The following is a 22412-nucleotide window of genomic DNA, read 5'->3' as shown; positions in this document are numbered from 1 at the left end:
GAGATGTTGACTGAACCATTGCTATCGCGAGCAGGCTCGCTCCCACATTGATTTTGCATTTCCCCTATGTGGGGCTATCCATCACCCTGCGATAGAACAACCATTCATGCTCCAGCGCATGCGCCTGGTTCGCAGCCTTGCGAAAGCCGTGACGCTCATCGGGATAGTAATGCGCCTCGACCGTAACGCCGTTCGCCTGTAACGCACTGACCATATCGCGGGTCTGCTGCGGCACGACTACGGCATCCAGCTCGCCCTGGAAAAAGATCACTGGTACGCGGATTCGATCGGCATGCAGCAGCGGCGTACGCGCGCGGTAGCGTTCGGCGTCCTGTTGTGGGTCGCCGATCAGCCAATCCAGGTAATCCCCTTCGAACTTGTGCGTGGCACGCCCCAGGGCGACAGGGTCGCTGACACCATAGAGGCTTGCGCCGGCGCGGAACACATCGTGGAACGCCAAGGCGCAAAGGGTCGTGTAGCCACCGGCACTGCCGCCCCGAATGAATGCGCGACGACCGTCGATCAGGCCCTGTTCGTCGAGATACGCGACCACTGCACAAGCGTCCTCGACATCGACCACGCCCCAATTCAAATGCAACGCCTGTCGATATGCTCGGCCATAACCGCTGCTGCCACGGTAGTTGAGGTCGGCGACGGCAAAGCCACGTTGGGTCCAATACTGGATACGCGGATCGAACAACGGATAACAGGCCGAAGTGGGGCCGCCGTGGATGAACACGACCAATGGCGGCTTCGCGGGTGCATTCATGGCCGGGTAAAAGAACCCGTGGGCGTCACCCGACGCGGATGGATAGCGCAGGGTTCGAGGGGGGCTGATCTGTTCGATGGGCAACGGCGCGACGCCGCCGGCCAGCACTGCCACTGCGTGGTTATGGCGCTCAATGCTTATGATCGCCGATGGGCTGGTCGGTGAGGCGGCAACGGCGTAGATGAACCTTTCATCCAGCGCCAGGCTGCGAAAGCGGGTGTAGGTGCCGGTGAAGTCCTCATCGGCATCGTCGCTGTGGCACAGGCCCAGACGTCCGAAACCCGCGTCGGTCCAACTCGCCAGGTAGGTGTGTTCGTCCAGCGGCAGCCAGGTACAGCCACCCAGTTGCCATGGCGCCGGGGCGTGATCGGCTTGGGCGGAGGGCAGTGCTTGCAGGCCTTGGGGCGACTCCATCCAGGGTTGCCAGTAACCACCGCGATCAGTCAGGCAGTAAAGGCGACTGGACGCGTCGAAGCGCGGCTGCTGGATGGACTCCTCGTCATCGTTGCCCGCCACACAGCGCGGCTCACCCCAACCCTGGGCAGTGCGCTCGGCCAGCATCAACCGCGTTGCTGTCCAGGGTTGGTGCGGGCGGCTCCATTCAACCCAGGCGAGCCGCCGGCCGTCCGGGCTCACGGTCGGCGATGCATAAAAATCCGCGCCTTCTGCCAGCAGATGTCGCTGATGATCCGCCAACCCGATCGACACCAGGCGATGCTGGTTGGCCTGTTCTTCCACCGCCAATACCTGGCCGTCGGCGAAGCCAAGATCCCCATAGCGGCACTCACCTGAGGTCAGCGCCACAGGCTGCTCGTCATTCAGGGATTGGTGGTACAGCTGCTGGTCAGCTTCATTGACGAACAACAAACCGTCATGGCTCAGGCAGAACGATCCACCGCCGTATTCATAGACCCGGCTGCGTACGCTGAACCCGTCCGGTGTCAGGCGGCGGACCTTGGCATCTTGCCAATGCCAGATCCGGCAGGCGCCGTCTTCGGGACGGTATTCATTCCAGAACAAGCCGAGGGGCCCGACCTGCAGTTCGGCGAAGTCGGTGCCGGCGGCCACGGCCTGGGCGGCGCTGAAAGGGTCAGCCTTTGGCGATGAGGCGCGAGTTTCGTTCATTGCGGAAGGCCAGTTGCTCAATGGTTTGCGTAGCGTGCTCGGCGTCTTCGCGCGCCTTAAGGATCACTCCGTGGTGTTCGGACTTGCTGCACACCGGGTCGGCGTTGCTCGCGTCCCCCGTCAGCATGAACGCCTGGCAGCGACAGCCGCCGAAGTCCTTTTCTTTTTCGTCGCAAGAGCGACACGGTTCGGGCATCCAGTCATAACCGCGGAAACGGTTGAAGCCGAACGAGTCGTACCAGATGTGCTGCATGCTGTGGTCGCGCACGTTGGGAAACTGCACCGGCAGCTGTCGGGCGCCGTGACAGGGCAATGCCGTGCCGTCCGGCGTGACGGTGAGGAAAATGCTGCCCCAGCCGTTCATGCAGCCCTTGGGGCGTTCTTCATAGTAGTCCGGCGTGACGAAGATCAGCTTGCACGGATTACCTTCAGCTTCCAGCTTGGCGCGGTATTCGTTGGTGACGCGCTCGGCCCGCACCAATTGCTCCCGCGTGGGCAGCAGGCCGACGCGGTTGAGCTGTGCCCAGCCGTAGAACTGGCAGGTGGCGAGCTCGACGAAGTCGGCTTCCAGGGCGATGCACAGCTCGATGATGCGGTCGATCTTGTCGATGTTGTGCCGATGGGTCACGAAGTTCAGCACCATCGGATAGCCGTGAGCCTTCACCGCCCGGGCCATTTCCAGTTTTTGCGCGAAGGCTTTCTTCGAACCGGCCAAGAGGTTGTTCACCTGCTCGTCGCTGGCCTGGAAGCTGATCTGGATATGGTCCAGGCCGGCCTTTTTGAAGTCGCTGATTTTCTGTTCGGTCAAACCGATGCCGGAGGTGATCAGGTTGGTATAGAAACCCAGCCTGCGCGCCTCACCGATCAACTCGGCCAGGTCCTGGCGCACCAACGGCTCGCCACCGGAAAAACCCAGCTGCGCGGCGCCCATCTCTCGGGCCTCGCGAAAGACCTTGAACCACTGCTCGGTGCTCAGCTCCTTGCCCTGTTCGGCGAAGTCCAGCGGGTTGGAACAGTACGGGCATTGCAACGGGCAGCGATAGGTCAGCTCCGCCAGCAGCCACAGCGGCAGGCCGACTTCAGGCTTGGGTGGCAGCCCGGTGGTCTCAGGCAAGTTCGATCCAGTGCTGTGCACGGGCGACCTCCATGAATTGCTCGATGTCGTCACCGAGTTCCGGCACGTCCGGGAACTGCTTGGCCAACTCGTCGATGATGGCCGCGACATCCCGTTCGCCGTCGATCAGACCGCCGATCAGCGACGCGCTGTCGTTCAGCTTGATCATGCCTTCAGGATAGAGCAGCACGTGGCCCTTCTGTGCCGGTTCGTACTGGAAGCGATAGCCGGGGCGCCAGCGCGGGGTTTTACTGCGGTCGAAACTCATAAGGCGATCCCTTTGTGCCACACCCGTTGCGCGGTCACGCTGTGGTAGGGCGGACGGTTCAATTCGTAGGCCATGCTCATGGCGTCGAGCATGCTCCAAAGGATGTCCAGTTTGAACTGGAGAATCTCCAGCATGCGCTCCTGCCCGGCGCGGGTGGTGTAGTGCTGCAAGGTAATCGCCAGGCCATGTTCCACATCGCGCCGGGCCTGGCTCAGACGGGTGCGAAAGTATTGGTAGCCGGTCGGGTCGATCCACGGGTAGTGCTGCGGCCAAGTGTCGAGGCGCGACTGGTGGATCTGCGGGGCGAACAGTTCGGTCAGCGAGCTGCTGGCGGCTTCCTGCCAACAGGCCCGGCGGGCGAAGTTGACATAAGCATCCACCGCGAAACGCACACCCGGGAGCACCAGTTCCTGGGAACGCAGTTGATCGGGATCCAGGCCCACCGCCTGGCCCAGCCGCAGCCAGGCTTCGATACCACCGTCCTCGCCGGGCGCGCCGTCATGGTCGAGCAGGCGCTGGATCCACTCGCGACGGATCTCCCGATCCGGGCAGTTGGCCAGGATCGCGGCATCCTTGAGTGGGATGTTCACCTGATAGTAAAACCGGTTGGCGACCCAACCCTGGATCTGCTCGCGAGTGGCGCGGCCTTCATACATCGCCACGTGATACGGGTGATGGATGTGGTAATACGCGCCCTTGGCGCGCAGGGCCGCTTCGAACTCGGTGGGGGACAGGGGGGTGTCAGTCATTTCGGTCTCCGGGAAATGCCCGTGGGTTCTGTGGCGTCAGGGTTGGCCCCATCGCGAGCAAGCTCGCTCCCACACTGGTTTTGCTGTGAGTCAGATATCCAGTACGACTCGGACTACTGTGGGAGCGAGCCTGCTCGCGATAGCGTTCTGTCAGCCAGCGTCAATCTTGACTGGCACACTGCAAGCTCACCCCCACATTGGTTCCGCCTTTCCTACAACTCAATACTCATTCCGTCGTAAGCCACTTCAATCTTTCGACGTACCAGTTCAGCCCGCTCGGGCGAGTCTTCGTCCAGGATCGGGTTGGTGTTGTTGATATGAATAAGGATCTTGCGCGGCAAGGGCAACTGCTCCAGCACTTCGATCATCCCGCCGGGACCGTTTTGTGCCAGGTGGCCCATTTCCCGACCGGTGCGCGTGCCGACGCCACGGCGCTGCATTTCATCGTCGTCCCACATCGTGCCGTCCACCAACAGGCAATCGCTGCCGGCCATAATCTCCAGCAACTGTCCGTCGACCTTGCCCAGGCCCGGGGCATAGAACAGCTTGCCGCCGGTGCGCAGGTCTTCGACGATCAGGCCGATGTTGTCGCCCGGGTGCGGATCGAAGCGGTGCGGTGAATAGGGTGGGGCGGCGCTGCGTAATGGTAACGGCGTGAAACGCAGGTTCGGACAGGCCGGGATGGTGAAGCTCTGGTCGAGCTCGATGCGATTCCAGCTCAACCCACCGTTCCAGTGGGTCAGCATGTTGAACAGCGGAAAGCCGGTGCTCAGGTCCTCATGGACCATGTCGGTGCACCAGACTTGATGTGGGCAGCCCTCACGCAGGCTGAGCAGGCCGGTGGTGTGGTCGATCTGACTGTCCATCAGAATGATGGCGCCAATGCCGGTGTCGCGCAGCGCCCGGCCTGGCTGCATCGGGGCGAAGCCCTGGAGCTGGGCGCGAATGTCCGGAGAGGCGTTGCACAGCACCCAGTTCACGCCGTCATCGGAAAGGGCTATGGACGATTGGGTGCGCGCCTGGGCCCGTAGGCTGCCGTTGCGAAAACCTGCGCAATTGGCGCAGTTGCAGTTCCACTGGGGGAAACCGCCACCGGCGGCAGAACCTAGAATCTGGACGAACATGGCTGCTCCATCTGCAAACCGAAATAAAAACGCCTCGGCTGACCGAGGCGTAGTGCTGCGTGCTTAAGCGCCTGCAGCATTCAACGGCTGGCGAAGTACATGGTGACTTCGAAACCGATACGCAGGTCGATATATGCGGGTTTGGACCAGGACATGGAAATACTCCTTTGGTTGGGCTGCTTTCGTTAGATGGAACGGGTGAGACCTATACATATAGTCCACCTCCGTTCGGAGATGTTCAGATGCTTAGGCGCCTATGTTACTAAATCTGACATATTCGTTCGCCGCGATTCTCAAAGAAAGCTCATTACAGCGGCTGCAATGATCACTGCGCCGATTGCCAACCTTCCCCCGGGCAGGCTCCGTTGCTCAGGCAGCACCATCCTCCTTGCGCATCGATCAGACACTGGGCGGCGGCCTTTAGCTGGGCGCGATCCAGGCTCACGATGGCATCGGACAGTTGCTCGAGATAATCCGACGGGCGGCCTGTCAGCTTGCCTTGCCAGAGCAGTTCGGCGGCCTGGGCGAAGGGCAGGGCGGTACTCTGGAGTTGGGCGGCAAGCGCTTGCCGCTGGCGGGCCAGGGATGAATCGTCGAGCTGCTGGATCAGCGCCGGTAACCCGGCCAGGAATTGCTCGATGTGGGCACTCAGTTGCGTCGCCGAGAGGTTGGGTGATTGGACGCCGAATAACATCCCGGTTTGCCCGTCGATCTGCTTCAGCCCGCTGAACACTGCATAGCCCAACTGCAACTCGACTCGCAGGCGCTGGTAGAACGGCGTCTGACACAGCTGTGCCAGCCACCGCCAGGCGGCTTCGTCGGCCAGCGCCGGGGTGGGCGTCGGGCAAAACAGCAGCACGGCCGGTTCTTCCCCGTGAGTCTTGAGCGTATTCCAGATGCGTTGCCCGCGAGATTCCGTCGCCAGGCTGATTTCCTCGCCCGCGATGCCCGGCACCCTGACCAATGCGGGGCCCAATGCCCCTTGGGTGGCCGCCGACAGACCGATAGACAGCCCATCCCATCGGGCCGTTGTCCACACACTTTGATCGCTGTCGGGCAATGGCAGCGCTGGCGATTGCCGGTTGCGCCGGCAGTGATTCGGTAATGCCTTCAACAAATGTCGAATCGGTATCGGCGGGGGCTCATGAGCGGCCAGGGCCATTGGTAGCGGTTGCGCGAGCTTCGTCAGAACGTGTTCAAGCACCAACGGTATCGGAGTCTGCAAGCCGACCAGTTTCAGTAGCCATTGATTGGCGCAGGACTCGAAGCTGACGTCCACACCGGCCTGGCCAGCATCCTCACGCACGTCCTGCAGGTGTCGGTCGAGCCTGGCTTGAAAGTCGAGCGATGCCTGGGTCGTCAGTTGCCAGCGCAGGTACACCGCGCCTTCACGACCGTTATCCGGCAGCGCCTGGCTGAACTGCATGGGCGAGCGTTCCCGTCGGCCTCGGGAGCGGTCCTGGGCAAAAGTTCGCAAGCCGCGATGGGCGCTGGTCTGGCCGCGTATCAGCCCGGCGCGAGGTGCTTGGCTTGGGGTGTGCAGGAACGGGTTGGGCGCGGGCAGTTGCCATTGCTGCGTGACCTGATCGGCGGGGTGCAGTTGCTTGAGGATTTCCCTGAGCCTCACGAGGTCGTTTGCCAGCAGCGGTCCGTCACGCCCTTCACAGTCCCAGCGGGCCAACTGCAGGGCTGATCCTGTTTCCTGGCGACGCAGCAGCAGTGCGGTGAACTCCTGGCGCAACGGCGCCCAGTCGTCCTGGGCGGCAAAGAACCCCAGCCAGTCGTGCAACAACGGCTGGATTTGCGCCGCTGCTTGAGCGTTGTCGTGCCTGATTTCAATGTGCAGCAGCGCTTGCCCGGCAAATTCATACAACGCGGTGGCCTTGAGGCTGTCAGCCAGGTTGCGCTGACGCAATGTGTCGAGCAGGCCTCCCGGTTTGCTGGAGTTCAGTGACGTACAGAGAAAATCCAAGGCTTGAGGCGAGGCGACGGGCAAATCTTCGCAGGCGAACAGCAGGTCAAGACAACCTTCGCGGGCCAGTTGATAACTCCTCTGGGACGACGCCATAAGCTTTGGCGGTGCTGGCCTGGCAACCGCTCCGCCGGCAGGTATGTGGCTGTCGAACTGTTCCGCCAAGGCTTTCAAGGTGTCGATGCTTTGCGGGCCGGCCAGGCTCAGGGTCATCTGGCCACTGCGGTAAAAGCTGCGGTAGAAATCGTGCAATGCCGTTTGGAATTCGGCTTGCGCCACCGCGAGACTGTCGCGATTGCCGGCATGGAACCCCCGCAGCGGATGGGTCGCCGACACGCCGTCATGCAGGGCGAGCTGTCGCTGGGCTGCCGTATCCTGGGACCAGGCAATGAACTCTGCGTGCAGCACTTCTCGTTCGCGCAACTGATCGGCTTCGTCCAGGCTTGGCTGGGCGAGCATGTCCCCCAGTCGTTCCAGTCCGTCGGCGAAGGTTGCGGGTGGCAATTCGAAGAAAAAATCCGTGGTGCGTTCGCTGGTGCGCGCATTGAGCTGACCGCCGTGGCGATGCACGTAGGCCATCAGGTTCTCTCCGACGGGAAACCGCTCGGTGCCGAGGAAGAACAGATGCTCGAGCAAATGCGCCAATCCCGGCCAGGCCAGGGGCGCATCATGGCTGCCAGCTGCGACTCGCAGTACCGCAGCGCTGCGCTTGAGGGCGGGGTCATGACGCAACGTCACCCGCAAGCCATTGGCCAGGGTTTCAGTGTGGGGGCGGAGGGAGTCGGGGGCCGGCATGAGCGCTTCCAGGACAAAGATGCGCTCATGCTAGCGGATCAGGGGCCTTTCTCAATCCTCTATCAATGTTTGTGCAGCTCGCCGTAAAGCTCAGGGCGGCGATCGTGCAGGTAGTTGTAGGCGGCGCGGGAGTCTTCCATCAGTTGGCGGTCCAGTTCAGCGACGATCAAGGCCTCATCCAGCCCGGCAAGCGCCGGGCGGCTGCCATTCGGTGCGGCGACGCTGCTTTGGCCGCAATACTGCAATTCACCTTCGTGGCCGCAGTAGTTGGCGTACGCCACGAAGCACTGGTTCTCGATGGCTCGGGCACGCACGGTGACGTCGGCGATGAATTCGTAGGGCTGCATATTGGCGGTTGGCACCAGGATCAGCTCGGCACCGGCCAGGGCCAGGCGTCGGGCATTTTCCGGGAACTCCAGGTCATAGCAGATCAGCAGGCCGAGCTTCCAGCCGTTGAGCTCGACGATAGGCAGCGCCGAGTCGCCGGCGCTGAACATGGCGTGATCGAGGTCACCGAACAGGTGGCTCTTGCGGTAGTTGGCCAGTCGTTCGCCTTGGGCGTCGATCAGTTGCACCGCGTTGTAGATCTGGCCGTCTTCGCCGCGTTCAGGGTAGCCATAGACAATCGCCAGGCTGGCGGCCTTGGCAATGCGGGCGATCTGTTGCGCCCACTCGCCGTTGTAGACCTCGGCCAATACATTCACCGCGTCGACGCCGATGTTGTAGCCGGTCATGAACATCTCCGGCAGCACCAGTATATCGGCGCCCCTGGCTTCCAGCGCCACCTGATGCAGGCGTTGCAGGTTGCCGGCCGGATCCAGTGGCAGCGGTGGGCATTGATAGAGGGCTACACGCATCAACAACTCCTTTTATTCGGGCAGGGCGATCGGACCGATCTCATGGAATACATCGCCTGGACCCGGGTTCTCGGCGTGAGTTTCACCGCCGAAGTGTTTCATGATCCCCCACACGGCATTGAGCGAGGTCTGTACCGCGCCTTCGACCCAGGCCGGTGTCCATGAGACGTCATCACCGGCGATAAAGATCCCGCGTTGTTCGGCCGGCATGTCGTCCTGCATGAAATGCGCATACATGCGCTGGTTGTAGCGATAGTGGCCAGGCAGGGCGCCCTTGAAGGCGCCGAGGAAATGCGGGTCGGCTTCCCAGGACACGGTGATCGGGTCGCCGATGATGCGCGCGGCGATGTCCACCTTGGGGTAGATCTTCTTCAGGGCATCGAGGGCCAGCTTCACGCGTTTTTCCACCGGATGGGGCAGCATTTTCAACGCGTCGCTCATCCAGGAATACGACAGGCAAATCACCCCCGGCTTGTCGTCCCCGTTGTCGAACAGATAGGTGCCACGGGTCAGGCGGTCGGTCAGGGTCATGCTCATCAGGTCGCGGCCGGTTTCCGGGTCCTTGTCCTTCCAGAACGGCCGGTCGACCATCACGAACGTCTTCGACGATTGCATGTAGCGGGTGCGGTCCAGGGCCATCCACATTTTTTGCGAGAACAGCGCCTCTTCGCATTCGATCTGGGTGGTCAGCAGCCAGCTCTGGCAGGTGACCAGCACGGCGGCGTATTCGCGGGTGTTTTCCCAGACGTCGGTCACGCTGAAACGTCCATCGGTGGCGCGGGCAATGCGCTTCACACCGCTGCGTGGGGCGCCCAGGTGCAGAGAATTCAGGCTGGTACCTTCTGGCCAGTGTGCACAGCGTTCCGGCACGTGGTTCCAGATACCGTGGGGCACCTGTTCGACGCCACCGACTACCAGATGCTGGTGGTCGTCGCAGTTGGTCATCACGACGCGGAAGATTTCCAGCATCGAATTGGGGAAGTCCGAATCCCAGCCGCCCGTGCCGAAACCGACCTGGCCGAACACTTCGCGGTGCTGGAACGAGAGCTTGGCGAATGCCTTGGATGTGGCGACGAAGTCGTAGAACGTGCGGTCATCCCACAAGGGTACCAAGGTATTCCACAGTTCCTTCAGGCGCGGCACGTCGCGGTCGCGGATCGCCTGCTGGATATCGCCGAAGCGCGCACCATCTTCCAGGGCATCGGCCCAGGCATCGGCAACTTCCTGGAACAGGGCTGGAAGATCCGCCAGCTTCTGTGCGTAATAGGTCTGGCCTTCCAGGTCGATGACCGTGCTGCCGGACGCCGGGGTCAACGGGTTGGGAAACGGTTTGCTCTCCAGGCCCAACTTGTCGACGTAATGGTAGAACGCAGTGGATGACACCGGAAAACGCATGCCGCCCAGCTCGGCAATCACCCCTTCGGCACCGTTGAACGCCTGTGAGCGCAGGCGCCCACCCATCTTCGACGCCTCGTAGACCACGGGCTTGAGGCCGAGCTTCATCAGCTCGTACGCCGCCACCAGGCCGGCGATCCCGGCACCGACAATCGCCACTTCCGTACCGTGGTTGTGGGCGGGAATACTGCCCAGGCCAGCCGGATGCTCGATCCAGTCGTCAAAGGCGAAAGGAAAGTCCGGGCCGAAAATGGTGATGGGTTTCTTACCGTCTGCTGGGTGGCGATTGTTCTTGTTCATGGCTGACCTTGATGGGCGACTCGACGCGGCCTTCGCGTCTGAGTATAGGAAAGATGCCAGCCATTCTAGGTAGGGTGGGACACGTTAATAAGACACAATATGTCGTCGTTTTGAGCGGTTTGCAGTCACTTCGACGTATTGATGAGTCGTAATGACGAAACAGGTTCTGTGGGAGCGAGCTTGCTCGCGCTAGCGGCCTGTCAGTCATGAAGATGTGGCTGAACCAGCGCCATCGCGAGCACGCTCGCTCCCGCGGAAACTTACCTTAACAATTGTCTGTGCGATCAACAGGAGCAGCTACCAGCGAATCTCCTAAGATTATTCCCTTGAGGTTATATATCCTGGGTGGCATATTTGAATGAAATGGGACGTTGAATATACCGACGAATTTGAGATGTGGTGGAGCTGTCTCAGTGAGACCGAGCAAGATTCTGTGCAGGCCTCGGTGATGCTGCTTGGCGATGCCGGGCCGCATCTGGGTTTTCCTCACACCAGTGATATCAAGGGCTCGCGTCATGGCAACCTTCGTGAGTTACGAGTACAACACGCAGGTAGGCCTTATCGTGTGCTCTATGCGTTTGATCCACGCCGTTGCGCCATCCTGCTGATCGGGGGAGACAAAACCGGCCAGGACCGTTGGTATCAGGAATGTGTGCCTTTGGCTGAACGTCTCTATGACGAGCATCTGGAAGCATTGAAGAGAGAGGGCTTTGACAATGGCTAAGAAATTTTCCGACTTGATTGCACGTCGTTCGCCTGACTCCCGGGCTCGTGCAGAGACTCTGTATCAGAAACTGCGTGCAGAAATGCCGTTGCACGAGTTGCGTCAGGCGCAGGAGCTGAGCCAGGATGCTTTGGCCAAGACGCTGCATATCAACCAGGCGGCAGTCTCGAAAATGGAACGCCGTACCGACATGTACATCAGTACGCTACGAAATTACATCCGCGCCATGGGGGGGGAATTGGAGATTATCGCGACCTTCCCGGAGGGGCAGGTCAGGATCGAAAACTTCGCCCATCAAACACAGTAACTGACGTTGTTCCCTGCTGGGCTTAGACGGGCTGGCCCCGATCGATCTTGCTGCTGAGGATGATCGACGTAGTGGTCTTCTCCACACCGTCCACGCTGCCGATCTGGTCCAGCAACTGGTCCAGCTGCTCCGGCGAGTCCGTGCGCAGCCAGGCGACATAGTCGAACTCACCGCTGACCGCGCACAACTGCTGGACCTGGGCCATGGCGCTCAAGCGCCGCAGCACGTCCTTGCCGGAGCGCGGTTGAACCTTGATACCGACATAGGCCTGCAAACCGCCGTCTATCACCCGCTGCCCCAGGCGCACGCCGTATCCAGTGATCACCTTGGTTTTTTCCAGCCGCGCCAACCGTGAGGTCACGGTCGTGCGGGCGATGCCTAGCTGCCGGGCAAGCATGGCGACGCTTTCCCGTGCATTGATTTGCAGCGCCGCGATCAGTTGTCGGTCGATTTCGTCGAGAACGGGAGGGCGGGTGTCAGTCAAAGTGGGCTCCGGCGCGGGCATTCGATAGCGAACATGTTACAGGCTCTCACGTGGGAAATAGCCAATGGCAGGTAAAGCCAGCGTTCGCCAGGCATGGGCCAGGTGCATCTGTGACGGCCTGAGCCATAAACCGTCCTGGCAAACCAATTGTTCGGTGGGCAACTGCAACAGTAGAGCCCGCGGGAACGACTGCACAGAGCCTGGGTCGTCATCGTCTGGCGCTTCCCAATCACGCTCAAAGCAGCGTACATGCAGCTGTTCGTCGTCGAAACTCTCAAACAGCGGCCGCTTGCCCAGCCACTGCGGATGCACCCGCAACGTGTGCTCCTGGATATCCAGGAGCAGCAATTGCCAGCCTCGATAGTTTCCACACTGTTCTGTCACATCGGTCGCCATGCAGGTCAGGGCCAGATAACGGCTATCCGTCGACCAGATCATCGACGGTGCCAGGTCGACCAGCGCGCAGCCTGAAGCTGTCAGCAGGTGTCCTCCGAGCCGGGACGTCTGCGCGCGTACCCAACTGTCTGCATATTCCGTCTCGCTGCCGAACAACCAGGCGGCGTCCCGGTGGTCGGGTGCAGGCTGGATGAAGTCCCCTTCGGCGTTGGCGGCTTGCGGACGATCCACCAGGCGCCAGGGTGGCATTCTCTGAAGCTGTGAATCGACTACCTGCAGTTCCACGGTGTCGTAGAACAACCGGGATCGCTCGTCGGGATGAAAGAACGAAGTGGCGTTGGCGCTACCGTTCTGCGGCGCCTGGACATTGAAACGTTGCAGCGCGCTGCCCTCCAGGTCCTGGTCAAGTCGACCGGCAACCACTGCCAGGCTCAGCCGGCCATCACGAAAATCGAGGATGCGTTCCACCCACATCGCCGGCCCTTCCAGCAGGCGTCGATCCTTCGTGTCCGCAATCACGCCATGGGTGGTCACGGTCGTTGAGTTTTCGAAGGGCAGTAGTGCGAGGTAACGTCCGCAGTCTGAGACACGGTGGTCCAACAACCAACTTCCCGGCAAGTGCCAGTCACCGATCTGACAGCGATAGCCCCCAAGCCCTTCGCGATTGTCGCCAAGCCAGCTCAACTGAGCGCAGGCACCATCTAGCATCGGCTGTGTCTCGATAAACGCATCACCGCGTGCTCCTCGACTGTCCAACGGCAACGCAATGGCCATGCGGGTCAGTTTGAATTCAGCGACCTGTACGCGGCCTTGGGCGTCATGGCCGGCCTGGGTTTCGGTATCGCCGTGGATGCTGTCCAGGCGATAGCCGTAACGGCCGGAACCTGGGCGCGGATAATCGAGGTACGCGCCGATACGTACATGGTCCGCGTCGAGGCTCAGCAATTGATGCCAGTAGAAGGACGGTTCCGCGACACTCCTCACCCAGGGCGATGGCAGGACGCGCCAGCCGATGTCGAGCTGCCACAACCAATACTGGTCGCCCTCCGCGTCACCGCTTTGCTCCTGAGCCAGGCACACTAGCGCGCGTTGATCGGTGCTCCATATCAACGGCGCGTCTGCCGCCATCAACAGGCCGGACGGTTGTCCATTGATGCTGATGGTATAGCGCGGTGAATGCAGGGGATCCAGTGGCTGGGGCAAGTCGCGAAAAGTCGAAGGCAAAGAAATATTGCCCTGAAGGCACTGCTGGCCATTAGCGGAGCGCCGCTCGAAGGTCGGCTCAGGATGCCAGTCGGCTTCCAGCCAAAGATCGGCGACAGGCACCAGGTGGGTGACGCTGGCGGTTTGCAACAGCTCATCGAGCCGGGTTTTGCGAGCGCTGTTATCCACCAGTGGGCTATGTCGTCCGCTCAGCAGGTCGAGATCAAAAGCGTCCAACTCCCAGAGCTCGCTGTCGGCGCAGCGGTACAGCTGGCGTTGCTGACGGTCGAGGACCACCAGCCCCCATGCCTGCCGGGACGGTACCGGTGCGGCGAAGTAGCGCCCGTCGCTGGAGAACACTGCCGAGGAGCCAATGCCTTGTAGAAGCACACCGTCAGGGAACAGATAGTCGCAATAAGTCGGGCCGCCCATGGCGATTTCGCCGTGGTTGAAGACCCGGATTGGCTCGCCTTCAGGGGTCAGCAGTGGCTCGTTTCCACCCCAGGCACTCGGCCCTTTGCTGGAAACGGGCGCCAACCCAAGGCGCCGTTCCCAGCTACTGACGCAGGCGAGCCCAACAACGATGCCGACGATCGCCACCAAGATGCCCCACCACTCGGGCAGCGCCCGGCCGAGGCTGAAACCCAGGCCAAACACGGCACCGACCGTCACCCGGGCAATGCCTCGGCCCATCGCCAAAAAGCCCAGGCGAGCAGCAAGGCCCATCAGCAGCCCGAGGAATACCACGGCCAGCAAAGCCAGTGGGGGCGGCAGCACGGTGACGAAAAAGGCCGGCACCAGAAGGATGCCGAGTTGCCAGAACAGTTCAAGAAACAGTCGCGGGAGGCTGGGGCTGGCGATGATGGGCATCTCGGTGAGGGATGGGATTTTTATTGTATCGGAGCGAAGGATGCTAGCGGGAGGACGCTAGATACGCAAAAGCCGCGCAATGCGCGGCTTTCAAGATGGTGGGCCCACACGGACTTGAACCGTGGACCAAAGGATTATGAGTCCTCTGCTCTAACCAACTGAGCTATAGGCCCTCAGTAGGTCGCGGATTATAGCGACGGTTTCTCGGCTGTGCTATCCGAAAAATCCGATACGGTCACACGAAGAAACGTGGCGGCAAACTCGTCGGCGCCCAGGGGCAGGCTGACGATGTAGCCCTGGATCTGTTCGCAACCTTCTTCGCTCAGGAATTGCTGCTGGGCCAGGGTTTCGACGCCCTCGGCGATGATGGTGAATTGCATGCTGCGGCCCAGGGCGATGATTGCCCGCACGATGGCCGCGTCGTGGGGGTCGTCGGGCAGGCCGCGGACGAAGGATTGGTCGATCTTGAGGATGTCCAGCGGCAGGCGCTTGAGGTAGCTGAGGGATGAGTAACCCGTGCCGAAGTCGTCGATGGCCAATTGCACACCGAGCTTTTTCAACTGGTGCAGCACCGTCAGGGCCTCTTCGGCCTGGCTCATGATGAAGTTCTCGGTAATTTCCAATTGCAACAAGCCTGGCTTGAGATGGTGTTCGCGCAGCAGTTGCTCGATACGTCCCAACAGGTTGGGCTGACGCAATTGGGCGCCGGCGAGGTTGACCGAAAGAGGGCCCAGGCTGTCATGGGTGCTGTTCCATTCACTTAACTGCTGGCAGGCATGCTCCAGTACCCAGTCGCCAATTTGCAGGATCATGCCGTTTTCTTCCGCCAGGGGGATGAAATGTTCCGGCGGTACGTCGCCAAATGTCGGGTGGGTCCAGCGAATCAGCGCCTCGGCGCCCACCAGGCGGTTGTCGACGAGGCTGATTTTTGGTTGGAAGGATAATGACAGTTCGTTGCGCTCGATCGCCCGTCGCAGCTCGTGTTCCAGGGCTACGCGCTCGCTGGCCTGGGCGGTGAGGTCGCGGGTGTAGCTTTCCACCCGGTTGCGCCCCTTGGCCTTGGAGCGGTACATCGCAGCGTCAGCATTCTTGACCAGCGTGGCGACGTCGCAGCCATCCTGTGGGTAGAGGCTGGTGCCAATGCTGGCGCTGATGAAAAACTCGTGCTCGCCGGCCTGGAATGGCGCGGCAAAGCAGTTCAATAGTTTCTGGGCGATGTGCTCGGCGTCGCTGGGCTGCTGCAAGCCAGGCAGCAGGATGATGAACTCGTCGCCGCCCAGGCGCGCCACGGTGTCGATGTCGCGAAGTTGCTCGCGCAAGCGCACGGCAATGCCTTTGAGCAGCAGGTCGCCGACCGGGTGTCCGAGGCTGTCGTTGATGTGCTTGAAGCGGTCCAGGTCCAAGAACAGCACCGCGCCCTGGCCGCCGTTTTCCTGCTGGCTGTTGAGGGCCGTCAGCAAGCGGCTTTCGAACAGCGTGCGATTCGGCAGGCCGGTCAGTGGATCGTGGTGAGCCTGGTAATCGAGCCGGGCCTGGGCATGTTTGAGGCTGGAGATATCGGCGAAGACCGCAACGAAATGGGTGATCTGTTGATCCCGATTGCGCACCGCGCTGATGGTCAGCCAACTGGGGTACAGCTCGCCGTTCTTGCGCCGATTGGAAATCTCGCCCTGCCAGTGACCTTCCGCCGTCAACTGGTGCCACATCGCGGCATAGAACGCGCTGTCATGCAGGCCGGAAGCCAGTAACCGAGGTGTATGGCCCAAGGCTTCGGTTTCGCTGTAGCCGGTGATTTCGGTGAAGGCTCGGTTCACCGCGCTGATGTGCTGTTGCGTATCGGTGATCAGCACGCCTTCGGCCGTGCTTTCGAACACGGTGGCGGCTTGTTGCAGTTTCTCCTGCATGAGATGGCGTTCGGTGATGTCCCGGGCGATGGTCAGCATGCAGTCTTCGTTGCCGATGGGCAGCGGGCGACTGGAGACTTCGCAGAGCCGTACCTGCCCGTCGTTGCGACGGATATGGCAGCTGAAGTCCTTCACGAAGCCGTCCCGTTTCAGCAGGTTGAGCATCTGCTTGCGCTCGTTGAGGTTGACCCAGATGCCCAGGTCCAGGGTAGAGCGGTCCACCGACAGGGCGCTGTTGAAACCGGTAATGCGGCTGAAACCTTCGTTGACTTCAATCAGCAAACCATCGCTTTGCCGGGACAGTAGCAAGCCATCGGGCGAGGCGTGGAATGCCTTGGCAAACTTCTCTTCGGAGGTCTGCAATTGCTGCTGGGTTTCCTTGAGCTGGCTGATGTCCCGCACTACCACGACCAGGGCTGGCGTCGTGTCGAGGTCGAAGGGTTCGGCGGAGATCAGTCCGGTGAACACCTGGCCATTGCTACGGCGAAAGGGCATTTCCAGGTTGCGAATGCTGCCGGCCTGCAAGCGCTGCAACAGGCCCGGCCCCACGCCTTGGATGCCCCAGATATTCAATTCGGTTGCGCTGCGCCCCACCACCTCGGCGGCACTCAGGCCGATCTGCTCCTCGAAGGCCTTGTTGACCTCCAGCAGACAACCGTCCATCAGCCGTGCGATCACCAGGATGTCCGGGCATTGGCGGAACACTGAGCCAAATTTCTGCTCCGAAAGGCGCAGTGCTTCCTCGGTGCGCTTGGCTTCGCTGATATCGATCATCAGCCCGCGCATCACCGGTTCGTGACCGTGTTCGATCAGACTGACAATGTCGCGCACCCACAGGCAGCGGCCATCGGCGGTGATCACGCGATAGTCGATGCAGTGATCGCGCCCGGCCAGCACTTCATGATCACAGTAGGTCTGGGCACGGATCAGGTCGGCCGGATGAATGATGTTGCGCCAGAAGCCTGGGATCAGCCAATGGGAAAGGGGATAACCCAGCAGGTCTTCGGCATGGGGCGACACGTAGCTGTAGGTGAAGTCGCTGACCCTTGCCTCCCAGGCAATGGCCGACAGGCTCTCCACCAGCCCACGGTAATGGTATTCGCTGCTGCGCAGCTCCTGTTCCAGCTCGACCCGTCGGGCGATTTCCGAGCTGAGTCGGCGGTTGATGCGAATCACCACCGCCAGTATCCCGACCAGGAGCAATAGTGCAGGCAGGCCGTAGACCAGCAAATCTGACCAGAGCTGGCGGTAGTCATGCACATTGCCGACCCACTTCTGCTGGATCTCGGCAACTTCGGCCGGGCTCATGTCGGCCATGACCTTGTCCAGGATACCCACCAATATCTTGTTGTCTTGAGGGACGGCCATTGCCAACTGATAGCGATAAGGCGTTTCCCCGCTGACATAAAGACCTTCGAGCTTGAGTTGGCGCAGGCTCCAGACACTGGAAGCCAGGTCGCCGACCACCGCATCCACCTCGTCGGTTGCCAGTGCTTGCAGGGCTGAGCTGACGTTGGGCAGCGCCACGAGATTCAGGTCGGGATGGTGGTTGCGCAGCAGTTCATGGGGGGCATAGTTCTCTACCACGGCGATTTTCAGCCCGTACAGCTCCTTGAGGTTGTGGGGCTGGGCGCCACCGCGATGGGCCAGGATGACAATGGGGAAGTCCAGGTAAGGCCGGGTAAACGCCAGGTAGTTCTGGCGCTCCGGCGTGGACATGATGCCCGGCAGGAGGTCTATCTTGCCCTGTACGACCTGCTCCAGCACGGCGGTCCAGCTAGCGGGCTCGATGGGGGTGAGCCTGATGGCCAGCCGCTCACGAATGATGTCGACGTAGTCGGCGGCCAGGCCCTGATAGCGGCCCTGGTCATCGCGGAACTCAAACGGCGGCCATGAGGCATCGACGCCCAGGCGCAGGTCGGGGTGGTCCTTGAGCCAGCGGAGCTCCTCGTCGGTGAGCGTCAACGCGCCAGCTGTTGCGGTCCAGGTCATCAATGACAGCAAAAGCGCGGCCGTCAGTCTGGGCATCACTGTCTCGTCATGGCTTGGGGAGGATGATTCGAGTGTAGACGGGCCACAGGGTGGTGAGGAGCGTAACGAGGGGGATTTTATCTGTTGCACATAACAAAACCCCCGGCAGGGCCGGGGGGTTTGAAGGTCACTCGTCGAGGAAGGAGCGCAGATGCTCGCTTCGCGTCGGGTGGCGCAGTTTGCGCAACGCCTTGGCTTCGATCTGACGAATGCGCTCACGGGTGACATCGAACTGCTTACCGACTTCCTCGAGGGTGTGGTCGGTATTCATGTCGATGCCGAAACGCATGCGCAGTACCTTGGCTTCACGGGCAGTGAGGCCGGAAAGCACTTCGCGAGTCGCTTCCTTGAGACTCTCGACAGTGGCGACATCGATCGGAGACTGCATGGTGGAGTCTTCGATGAAGTCACCCAGGTGGGAGTCTTCGTCATCGCCGATCGGGGTTTCCATGGAGATCGGCTCCTTGGCGATCTTCAATACCTTGCGGATCTTGTCCTCAGGCATTTCCATGCGTTCGCCCAGCTCTTCCGGCGTCGGTTCGCGACCCATTTCCTGCAGCATCTGCCGGGAAATACGGTTGAGCTTGTTGATCGTCTCGATCATGTGCACCGGGATACGGATGGTGCGGGCCTGGTCGGCGATCGAGCGAGTGATCGCCTGACGGATCCACCAGGTGGCATAAGTCGAGAACTTGTAGCCGCGACGGTATTCGAACTTGTCCACCGCCTTCATCAGGCCGATGTTGCCTTCCTGGATCAGGTCGAGGAATTGCAGGCCGCGGTTGGTGTACTTCTTGGCGATGGAGATCACCAGACGCAAGTTCGCTTCGACCATCTCTTTCTTCGCGCGACGGGCCTTGGCCTCGCCGATCGACATGCGACGGTTGATGTCCTTGATCTCGGCGATGCTCAGGCCGGTCTCGGCTTCCAGCGCGCTCAGCTTCTGCTGGCAACGAATGATGTCCGGTTGCAGGCGGGCAATGGCTTCAGCGTATTTGCTCTTGCCCTTGGCCAGTGCATCGGTCCAGCTTTCGTCGACTTCGTTACCAGGGAACTGACGCAGGAAGTCGGCGCGCGGCATGCGGGCATCACGCACGCAAAGCTGCATGATCGCGCGCTCTTGCTGGCGCAAGCGATCCAGGGCACTGCGCACACGTTCGACCAGGCCTTCGAATTGCTTCGGTACCAGCTTGATCGGCATGAACAGCTCGGCCAGTGCCAACAGCTCGGCAATTGCCTGCTTGTTGTTGCGGCCGTGCTTTTTCAGCGCCTTGCGGGTGATTTCCATCTGGTCGGCCACAGCACCGAAACGCTGCGCTGCGATGATCGGATCCGGACCGCTTTCGGCTTCTTCCTCGTCGTCGCTCGCTTCGGCGTCTTCGTCATCGGTGTCGTCGTCGGCCTTGACGGCTTTCGCGTCGATTGGCGGCGGCACTTCGGCAGCAGGCGGCGCAATGCCGTCGTCCGGGTCGATATAACCGCTCAAGACGTCGGACAGGCGGCCACCTTCGGTGGTGACGCGGGTGTACTCGGAGAGAATATGGTCAACCGTGCCAGGGAAGTGCGCGATTGCGCCCATCACTTCACGGATGCCTTCTTCAATACGCTTGGCGATTTCGATTTCGCCTTCGCGTGTGAGGAGCTCTACCGTGCCCATTTCACGCATATACATGCGCACGGGGTCGGTGGTGCGACCAATGTCGGTCTCGACCGCTGCCAACGCTGCGGCCGCTTCTTCAGCGGCCGCCTCGTCGGTATCGGCGTCGGCCAGCATAAGGGCATCCTTATCTGGAGCAACCTCGAATACGTTGATCCCCATGTCGTTGATCATGCGGATGATGTCTTCCACCTGTTCCGGATCTGAAATATCCTCCGGCAGGTGGTCGTTGACCTCCGCGTAAGTCAGGTAGCCCTGCTCACGACCCAATAGGATCAACTCTTTGATACGAGACTGCTGTTGCGCTTTTCCGGACATAACACCCTATCCACTGAAGGTCTTGGCGGGCAAAAAACAAGCCGAGGATTATACCTGAGCTGTGACCTCACGCGCCAGTTGAGGTCGGGTTTGATGCGCAAACATTGCGGCTAAGTAAGTCGCGCAATTGGTTTTTCTCTTCGCTGGTCAACTCGCTCTGGCGAGCTTTTCGCAGAAGTTGTTCCAGATTTCGCTCGCGTTGGCGGGCGGACAAGCTAGTAATGGTGTCGAAAAACTGTTGTTCAAGGTTGTCTCCATCAATCAGCCATTCCTTCTCGGCCAGGGCCTTCAAAAGACGTCCCTGCTCGGTACCGTGCCACCGCGCGATCAACTGGAAAGAGTTTAGCTTGGGGTTCTTCTGCACGGCTTCAAGGAGTGCCACCAGCAATTGCGTATTGCTGTGGTCCTCGGCGGCGAAGTGCCCTGCGTCCTCGACTTTTTCCGCCAGTTGCGGGTGATGCAGCAAGGTGCGCAAGGCGGCCAGTGTTGGTGGTTCGACGGCGGCCGGCACGCGCGGGGCACGTGGTTGGTCGCGATCGCCACGCTTGCCGTTCTTGTCCCAGGGTTTCTTGTCCCATTTCTTGCCGCCGCTACCGGGTTTTTTCGGCGTCCATTCCTGCTGGGGGGCGTAATCCTGCTGGGGTTGATGATAGTCGGCGAAATCCGGCATCGCGTCGTAATCGATGCCCGGGTCATAAGCCGGCGGCGCCTCCTGGGGCGCGCTGTGCACCAGTTGATTGACCGCTTCGCTGTTCAAGCCGGTGATTTCGGTCAGGCGCTGGCGCATCAGTGTGCGCAGGTTGGCACCGGGCACCTTGTCGATCAGTGGTGCCGCGAGGGTGGCCATGTGGGCCTTGCCTTCGAGGGAGCGCGGGTCGGCTTCCTCGGTCAACTGCTGGAAAAAATAATCGGCCAATGGTTGGGCGTGCTGGTTGATTCGTGCCCTGAACGCGTCGGTACCTTCGGAGCGCACCAGAGTGTCCGGGTCTTCGCCCTCGGGCAGGAACAGAAAGCGTGCCCGGCGGCCGTCCTGCAGGCACGGCAAGGTAGCTTCCAGGGCGCGCCAGGCGGCGTTGCGACCGGCCTGGTCACCGTCGAAGCAAAACAGCACGTTGGGCACGACGCGAAACAGGCGTTTCATGTGTTCTTCGCTGGTGGCTGTGCCCAGGGTCGCCACAGCGTTGCGCAGGCCTTGTTGGGCCAGGGCAATAACGTCCATGTAGCCTTCGACGACAATGATTTCATCGAGGTTGCGGTTGTTCTTGCGCGCTTCATACAAGCCGTAGAGTTCTTGTCCCTTATGGAACACCGGGGTTTCCGGGGAGTTCAGGTATTTCGGCTTGTCGTCGCCCAGCACCCGGCCACCAAAGGCAATGATCCGCCCGCGCGTGTCGCGGATCGGAAACATGACCCGGTCGCGGAAGCGGTCGTAGCGCTTGCCGGTTTCGGCATTTTCAATCAGCAGGCCGGCGTCGATCATGGCGCGCTGCTGCAACGTATCGCTGCTCAGGTGCTTGTACAGATTGTCCCAGCCGGGCGGTGCGAAGCCGAGGCCGAAGTCCCGGGCGATTTCGCCGGTCAGGCCGCGGCCCTTTAGATAGTCCACCGCGGCCTTGCGTGCCGGGTGGCTTTTTAGGGCCTGGCGATAAAAATCCGCTGCCGCGGTCAGCAGTGGGTAAAGCGGAGAATCGGTCGGTTGGCGTGGCTTGTGCTGTCGACCGCTTTCCTCGCGGGGTACTTCCATGCCGGCGGCTTTGGCCAGTTCTTCGACCGCCTGGGGGAAGTCCAGGTTGTCGTGGTCCATGATGAAGCCGAGGGCGTTGCCGCCAGCGCCACAGCCGAAGCAATAGTAGAACTGCTTGTCGGGGCTGACGCTGAAAGAAGGCGTTTTCTCTTTGTGGAACGGGCAGCAGGCTGTGTAGTTCTTGCCCGCTTTCTTCATTTGCAGGCGAGAGCTGACCACGTCGACGATGTCGGTGCGGTTCAGGAGGTCGTCAATAAAGCTCTGGGGAATCAGCCCGGCCATGGCGTTCTCATCATCACTGCGCGA

At 61.0% G+C, this 22412-nt stretch carries 16 protein-coding genes and 1 tRNA gene; 2 read left to right on the top strand and 15 right to left on the bottom strand.

The window, feature by feature from the left end:
* Positions 1 to 64: 64 nt before the first annotated feature.
* The 9 genes from PSH86_RS27850 to PSH86_RS27810 form a co-directional block, all read right to left on the bottom strand.
* Complete coding sequence (locus PSH86_RS27850) at positions 65 to 1894, bottom strand: S9 family peptidase (RefSeq protein ID WP_305486327.1); 1830 nt, start codon at positions 1892 to 1894, stop codon at positions 65 to 67.
* Entirely contained in the window at positions 1860 to 3029 is a 1170-nt protein-coding gene (gene pqqE / locus PSH86_RS27845; protein ID WP_109754994.1) for a pyrroloquinoline quinone biosynthesis protein PqqE, read from the bottom strand. Before pqqE ends, PSH86_RS27850 begins: the two co-directional genes overlap by 35 nt.
* Positions 3001 to 3276 carry a pyrroloquinoline quinone biosynthesis peptide chaperone PqqD gene (gene pqqD / locus PSH86_RS27840; RefSeq protein WP_109754993.1) on the bottom strand — a complete coding sequence of 92 codons (276 nt, stop codon included), beginning with the start codon at positions 3274 to 3276 and terminating at the stop codon, positions 3001 to 3003. Before pqqD ends, pqqE begins: the two co-directional genes overlap by 29 nt.
* Positions 3273 to 4025, bottom strand: a complete 753-nt coding sequence (gene pqqC / locus PSH86_RS27835) for a pyrroloquinoline-quinone synthase PqqC (protein ID WP_116833607.1) — start codon at positions 4023 to 4025, stop codon at positions 3273 to 3275. Before pqqC ends, pqqD begins: the two co-directional genes overlap by 4 nt.
* 212 nt (positions 4026 to 4237) lie before the next feature.
* Entirely contained in the window at positions 4238 to 5149 is a 912-nt protein-coding gene (gene pqqB / locus PSH86_RS27830) for a pyrroloquinoline quinone biosynthesis protein PqqB (RefSeq protein ID WP_109754991.1), read from the bottom strand.
* A gap of 80 nt (positions 5150 to 5229) precedes the next feature.
* Positions 5230 to 5304 (bottom strand): pyrroloquinoline quinone precursor peptide PqqA, encoded by a 75-nt coding sequence (gene pqqA, locus PSH86_RS27825; protein ID WP_003177660.1) that lies wholly within the window; start codon positions 5302 to 5304, stop codon positions 5230 to 5232.
* 170 nt (positions 5305 to 5474) lie between these two features.
* Positions 5475 to 7916 carry a pyrroloquinoline quinone biosynthesis protein PqqF gene (gene pqqF, locus PSH86_RS27820; RefSeq protein ID WP_305486321.1) on the bottom strand — a complete coding sequence of 814 codons (2442 nt, stop codon included), beginning with the start codon at positions 7914 to 7916 and terminating at the stop codon, positions 5475 to 5477.
* A 62-nt stretch (positions 7917 to 7978) separates the two neighbouring features.
* Entirely contained in the window at positions 7979 to 8773 is a 795-nt protein-coding gene (locus PSH86_RS27815) for a carbon-nitrogen hydrolase family protein (RefSeq protein WP_109754989.1), read from the bottom strand.
* A 12-nt stretch (positions 8774 to 8785) separates the two neighbouring features.
* Positions 8786 to 10468, bottom strand: a complete 1683-nt coding sequence (locus PSH86_RS27810) for an NAD(P)/FAD-dependent oxidoreductase (RefSeq protein WP_305486318.1) — start codon at positions 10466 to 10468, stop codon at positions 8786 to 8788.
* Between the two features lie 358 nt (positions 10469 to 10826).
* On the opposite strand from PSH86_RS27810, the gene PSH86_RS27805 reads away from it, so the two are divergent.
* Positions 10827 to 11192, top strand: coding sequence for a type II toxin-antitoxin system RelE/ParE family toxin (locus PSH86_RS27805; protein WP_109754987.1), 366 nt, complete (start codon positions 10827 to 10829; stop codon positions 11190 to 11192).
* Positions 11185 to 11499 carry an XRE family transcriptional regulator gene (locus tag PSH86_RS27800; protein ID WP_109754986.1) on the top strand — a complete coding sequence of 105 codons (315 nt, stop codon included), beginning with the start codon at positions 11185 to 11187 and terminating at the stop codon, positions 11497 to 11499. Before PSH86_RS27805 ends, PSH86_RS27800 begins: the two co-directional genes overlap by 8 nt.
* Positions 11500 to 11521: 22 nt before the next feature.
* Here PSH86_RS27800 and PSH86_RS27795 read toward each other — a convergent pair whose 3' ends face one another.
* The 6 genes from PSH86_RS27795 to dnaG form a co-directional block, all read right to left on the bottom strand.
* Positions 11522 to 11983, bottom strand: a complete 462-nt coding sequence (locus PSH86_RS27795) for an Lrp/AsnC family transcriptional regulator (RefSeq protein ID WP_018607342.1) — start codon at positions 11981 to 11983, stop codon at positions 11522 to 11524.
* Between the two features lie 36 nt (positions 11984 to 12019).
* The gene (locus tag PSH86_RS27790) at positions 12020 to 14452 is read right to left on the bottom strand and encodes a DUF308 domain-containing protein (protein WP_305486313.1); all 2433 of its coding nucleotides are present in this window, start codon (positions 14450 to 14452) and stop codon (positions 12020 to 12022) included.
* Between the two features lie 96 nt (positions 14453 to 14548).
* Positions 14549 to 14625 (bottom strand) — tRNA-Ile (locus PSH86_RS27785).
* A gap of 15 nt (positions 14626 to 14640) precedes the next feature.
* On the bottom strand, positions 14641 to 18384 hold the full coding sequence (locus PSH86_RS27780) for a bifunctional diguanylate cyclase/phosphodiesterase (RefSeq protein WP_305486310.1): 3744 nt from the start codon (positions 18382 to 18384) through the stop codon (positions 14641 to 14643).
* A gap of 130 nt (positions 18385 to 18514) precedes the next feature.
* A complete protein-coding gene (gene rpoD / locus PSH86_RS27775) occupies positions 18515 to 20362 on the bottom strand; it encodes an RNA polymerase sigma factor RpoD (protein ID WP_116833605.1) in 1848 nt (615 codons plus the stop codon).
* A 67-nt stretch (positions 20363 to 20429) separates the two neighbouring features.
* Positions 20430 to 22388 (bottom strand): DNA primase, encoded by a 1959-nt coding sequence (gene dnaG / locus PSH86_RS27770; RefSeq protein ID WP_109754983.1) that lies wholly within the window; start codon positions 22386 to 22388, stop codon positions 20430 to 20432.
* Positions 22389 to 22412: the final 24 nt, after the last annotated feature.

It is taken from the genome of Pseudomonas sp. FP2300 (assembly GCF_030687595.1).
Taxonomy (GTDB): Bacteria; Pseudomonadota; Gammaproteobacteria; order Pseudomonadales; family Pseudomonadaceae; genus Aquipseudomonas; species Aquipseudomonas bijieensis.
This window is presented reverse-complemented; position numbering and strand designations above follow the sequence as displayed.

Bases quoted from the DNA above. Each gene is read 5' to 3' on its own strand.
- PSH86_RS27850 (WP_305486327.1), bottom strand. From the start codon at position 1,894: ATGAACGAAACTCGCGCCTCATCGCCAAAGGCTGACCCTTTCAGCGCC.
- pqqD (WP_109754993.1), bottom strand. From the start codon at position 3,276: ATGAGTTTCGACCGCAGTAAAACCCCGCGCTGGCGCCCCGGCTATCGC.
- pqqC (WP_116833607.1), bottom strand. From the start codon at position 4,025: ATGACTGACACCCCCCTGTCCCCCACCGAGTTCGAAGCGGCCCTGCGC.
- pqqB (WP_109754991.1), bottom strand. From the start codon at position 5,149: ATGTTCGTCCAGATTCTAGGTTCTGCCGCCGGTGGCGGTTTCCCCCAG.
- pqqF (WP_305486321.1), bottom strand. From the start codon at position 7,916: ATGCCGGCCCCCGACTCCCTCCGCCCCCACACTGAAACCCTGGCCAAT.
- PSH86_RS27815 (WP_109754989.1), bottom strand. From the start codon at position 8,773: ATGCGTGTAGCCCTCTATCAATGCCCACCGCTGCCACTGGATCCGGCC.
- PSH86_RS27810 (WP_305486318.1), bottom strand. From the start codon at position 10,468: ATGAACAAGAACAATCGCCACCCAGCAGACGGTAAGAAACCCATCACC.
- PSH86_RS27805 (WP_109754987.1), top strand. From the start codon at position 10,827: ATGAAATGGGACGTTGAATATACCGACGAATTTGAGATGTGGTGGAGC.
- PSH86_RS27800 (WP_109754986.1), top strand. From the start codon at position 11,185: ATGGCTAAGAAATTTTCCGACTTGATTGCACGTCGTTCGCCTGACTCC.
- PSH86_RS27790 (WP_305486313.1), bottom strand. From the start codon at position 14,452: ATGCCCATCATCGCCAGCCCCAGCCTCCCGCGACTGTTTCTTGAACTG.
- PSH86_RS27780 (WP_305486310.1), bottom strand. From the start codon at position 18,384: ATGCCCAGACTGACGGCCGCGCTTTTGCTGTCATTGATGACCTGGACC.
- rpoD (WP_116833605.1), bottom strand. From the start codon at position 20,362: ATGTCCGGAAAAGCGCAACAGCAGTCTCGTATCAAAGAGTTGATCCTA.
- dnaG (WP_109754983.1), bottom strand. From the start codon at position 22,388: ATGGCCGGGCTGATTCCCCAGAGCTTTATTGACGACCTCCTGAACCGC.